This is a genomic window from Capsulimonas sp., assembly GCF_039929585.1.
GTDB lineage: Bacteria > Armatimonadota > Armatimonadia > Armatimonadales > Capsulimonadaceae > Capsulimonas.
This window is the reverse complement of sequence record NZ_JBDSQY010000017.1, coordinates 1-3,408: the sequence shown is the minus strand read 5'-3', so window position 1 is coordinate 3,408 and position 3,408 is coordinate 1. Positions and strand designations below refer to the sequence as shown.

Here is a 3,408-nt window from a genome sequence, read left to right as displayed (position 1 = left end):
CAGCTCCAGCGATCGGGAACCACGGATACATCGACACTGGACTACAACAAGATCCAGCTCAATCCGGCGGACATGGTGATCAACCCTCTCCTCAGAGATGGCGACACGATCATCGTCCGAGGCGGCGAGCGCCCGAACGTCTTCACGATCGTTGGCGGTGTCGCGCATCCTGGCGAGTATCCGATGCCGAGCGGCACGCTGAGCCTAGCCGAAGCGATCGGCAAGGCGGGCGGATTTGACACCATGGCCAAGCCGGCGCAAACGACGATCCTGCGCCGGTCTCCGGACGGCAAGAGCAATGTGCTGACGGTCAACGCGGCCGATCTCAACGTCCAGGGCTCAACGATGGTGAATGTCGGCGATAACATCACCATTCCGCAAGAGCGGCCGAAGGCTCCATCGGCGTTCTCGCCGCTGGCCCTGTTTGGAGTGGCGGTTACGCTGTTCGGCCTGTTCCGACACTAATCGAGCTTCGAAATCAAACGGCAAAAAGGGATGCGCATTGCGCATCCCTTTTTTCTTGCATATTGTCATTTCAGCGTATCGCTCAATTGAATTATGAGTGCGCCGCGCCCTCCGCGAGTGCATGTCGTTTTTCTTTGGCGGCGGCTCCATTTTGATGCCCATCCATGGATACAGCCTCGTGGACCTCATACGGCTCTGTTTCGACTTCCTGCTCCAGGGCATCGCATGTGTCCGCAGAAGAGCCCTGGATGCCGCGCCAGCGCTCGCGAAGCGCTGTGGGGACGAACCGGCGGCTCAGCTTCGCGAGTTCGCGCAGCCGCCCGATCTCACGGTTCATATCGACCTGCGCGATCTCCTTACTATCCAATGCGTTGATTACGCGCTCTGCAAGACGGATTGCGCCCAGGGCGACAAGCTCATTGTCGTAATCCACGGTGACGTAAAAGCGGCCTCGGGGGTCCACTGTCCAGTTCCACTGGGTCTCGCCCGCGAACGGCGTTCCCACGCCACGGCGGACTTGATCCTGAATTTCCAGGATTAAGTGCTCCAGTAGGTGAGGGATCTCCGTCGCCTGCGCTTCGCGCCGAAACGAGTAGCCGCCGTCATTGTAGCAGCGCTGCGTCGCCATATGCGGGAAGAGCTTAAAGAGAATTCGAGGGATCCGTGGGACCTCGGAAGTGGTATAGGCGTCGTTATCAGGAATCTCGACGACGAGCTTCGCCCGGTTCGTACTGTAAAAAACGATCTCTGTGATTTTCAAGGAAACTCCTTGGAATTAGTGCGAAAAACCCTTGACAAGTGGGCCGGCGTTGGGATATACTATTGCCGTAAATGTTCCCCGATAGCTCAATTGGCAGAGCGCTTGACTGTTAATCAGGATGTTATAGGTTCAAGTCCTATTCGGGGAGCCAGATGTTTCAGTATAACATAGGTTTCTTGGAAACCAACGTGTATTGACGAAAAAACCCGCGAGAAATCGTGGGTTTTTTCTGTTTTTTAAGTAAATTCACGCTCAACGAAAATGTAATGGGGGCCGCTTCAACTAAGAAGCGGCCCCCATTTGCGTTTTTGGTGGACGAGAGTGAGTCGCGTCGCCTACGCGGGAACGGCCTCGACGGCGGCGCGGGCGGGAAGGTCGGGAGCGCCGACGATCGTTTCGACGCCCAGGATCGCATCCAGCTCTTCGTTGGTGTGGCGGTGCGCCCAGTGCGCGAAGCGCTCCTGGTTCTCGCGGGTTTCCTGGAAGTTCTTGATGACGTTTTCGAGCGCGTACTTCACAAGATGCGCCGGCACCTTGCGGTGGATCGCCTTCGTGAAGGTAGCGTCCTTGCCCAGGTCGCCGCCGACATGGATGTCGAAGGCCTCGACCTTGCTGCCGTCGCCCATGGTCGCCATACAGCCCTGAAGGCCGATGTCGCCGACATGGTGCTGGGCGCAGGAATTTGGGCAGCCGTTCATGTTGATCTTGATCCCGCGCTCGTACGGCTCGGGAGTGACCATCTCCAGGTGGGAGATGACGTCCTTGATGCGCAGCTTGGTTTCCGTCAGCGCCAGGTTGCAGAACTCGATACCGGTGCACGACTGCGCGCCGCGGCGGATGGTGGGCACTTCCCACGCGAAGCCGGCGGCGGCGAGCTCGGCCTTGGCGGGTTCTAAGTTCGCTTCGGCGATGTCGGGGATCAGGCAGTTCTGGATATTGGTGAGACGGATCTCGCCGCTTCCGTACTTCTGCGCGACATCGGCTACGACATTCATCTGCGCGTCGGTCCAGCGTCCGGCCAGAATGCACAGGCCGATCCAGTAGAGGCCATCTTGTTTCTGTGCGTGGATCCCTACGTGGTCACGGAAGGTCTCGTCGGAGAACTCGAAGCCGGGCGCGGCCGGATCGGGCGACCAGTCGAGCTTCTTGCGGACTTCCTCGGTGAACTTCTCCGGGCCCCATTCGGCCATCAGGTACTTCAGGCGGGCGCGGGTGCGCTTTTTGCGCAGCTGGCTGGCGTCACGGTAGCACTCGGAGATCGCACGCTGTACATCCACGATTTTCTCGATCTGGTCGGCGGGCACGAAGATGTCCAGCTGCTTGGCGATGTGCGGCTGCAGCGAAAGGCCGCCGCCGACAAAGAAATGATAACCGACCACACCGTCGCTCTGCCGGCGATAGGCGACGAGGGAGGCGTCGTTGATCTGAGGCACGGTGCTCTGGATCGAGGATCCTTCCACGGCGATCTTGTACTTGCGGGGCAGGTCGCTGAAGTTCTTGTTCAGATGGAAGAACTCTTGAATGGCGTCGGTTACCGGGCGGGTGTCCACGAGCTCATCCGGGTCGAAGCCGGCGGCCGGGGACGCCGTGACGTTGCGCGCGATGTCGCCGCAGGCGCCGGCGCTGGTCAGACCGGTCGCTTCGAGTCGCGCGAAGATGTCGGGGAACTGCTGGATTTCCAGCCAGTGCAGCTGGATGGTCTGGCGCGTCGTGATGTCGCTGAAGCCGCGTCCGTACTCGGTCGTCAGACTGATGATCGCACGGAACTGCTCGTTGTTCAGACGGCCGCCGGGCACTTTGATTCGCATCATGAAGTGGCCTTCGTTCGGCCGCTGCTGATAGACGCCCCACCACTTGAAGCGCATGAAATCGCCGGAATCGATCGTATCGAACCCATCCGTCGCATAGCGGTAAATGTCCGCGCGTACGTCCAGACCGTCTTTTTCCCGCTTCAGGCGTTCCGCCTCAATAATCTTCTCTTCACTCATGATGCAAACTTCCTCAATGACCCAGCAAACTTCAAACAACCGCATCGCCATTTGAATTGTTTACTAATTTTGGTTGACAATTAGGATTCATTATACCGCTCTGGAAAATCTTTTTTCAAGACGCGTGAAAAAGCCTACTAGGATGGCCCCTCCGCCCCAATTCTGGGGGACCTGATTTTGGAGACTGGCATTTTC

3 protein-coding genes and 1 tRNA gene are annotated in these 3,408 nt (G+C 58.4%); 2 read left to right on the top strand and 2 right to left on the bottom strand.

Translation table 11 applies throughout. From position 1 onward, the window contains the following. Positions 1 to 465, top strand: a 465-nt coding sequence (locus ABIZ35_RS00805; RefSeq protein WP_348217973.1) for an SLBB domain-containing protein, incomplete at its 5' end; no start/stop codon positions are given. 91 nt (positions 466 to 556) lie between these two features. Here the strand turns inward: ABIZ35_RS00805 and ABIZ35_RS00800 are convergent. Next, positions 557 to 1,225, bottom strand: coding sequence for a hypothetical protein (locus ABIZ35_RS00800; protein WP_348217972.1), 669 nt, complete (start codon positions 1,223 to 1,225; stop codon positions 557 to 559). A gap of 75 nt (positions 1,226 to 1,300) precedes the next feature. Here ABIZ35_RS00800 and ABIZ35_RS00795 point away from each other — a divergent pair. Then, a tRNA-Asn gene (locus ABIZ35_RS00795) sits at positions 1,301 to 1,376 on the top strand. A gap of 184 nt (positions 1,377 to 1,560) precedes the next feature. On the opposite strand, the gene ABIZ35_RS00790 is transcribed toward ABIZ35_RS00795, so the two are convergent. Then, positions 1,561 to 3,213, bottom strand: coding sequence for a nitrite/sulfite reductase (locus ABIZ35_RS00790; protein ID WP_348217971.1), 1,653 nt, complete (start codon positions 3,211 to 3,213; stop codon positions 1,561 to 1,563). Positions 3,214 to 3,408: the final 195 nt, after the last annotated feature.

Coding starts and splice junctions, on each gene's coding strand:
- ABIZ35_RS00790 (WP_348217971.1), bottom strand. CDS start 3,213: ATGAGTGAAGAGAAGATTATTGAGGCGGAACGCCTGAAGCGGGAAAAA.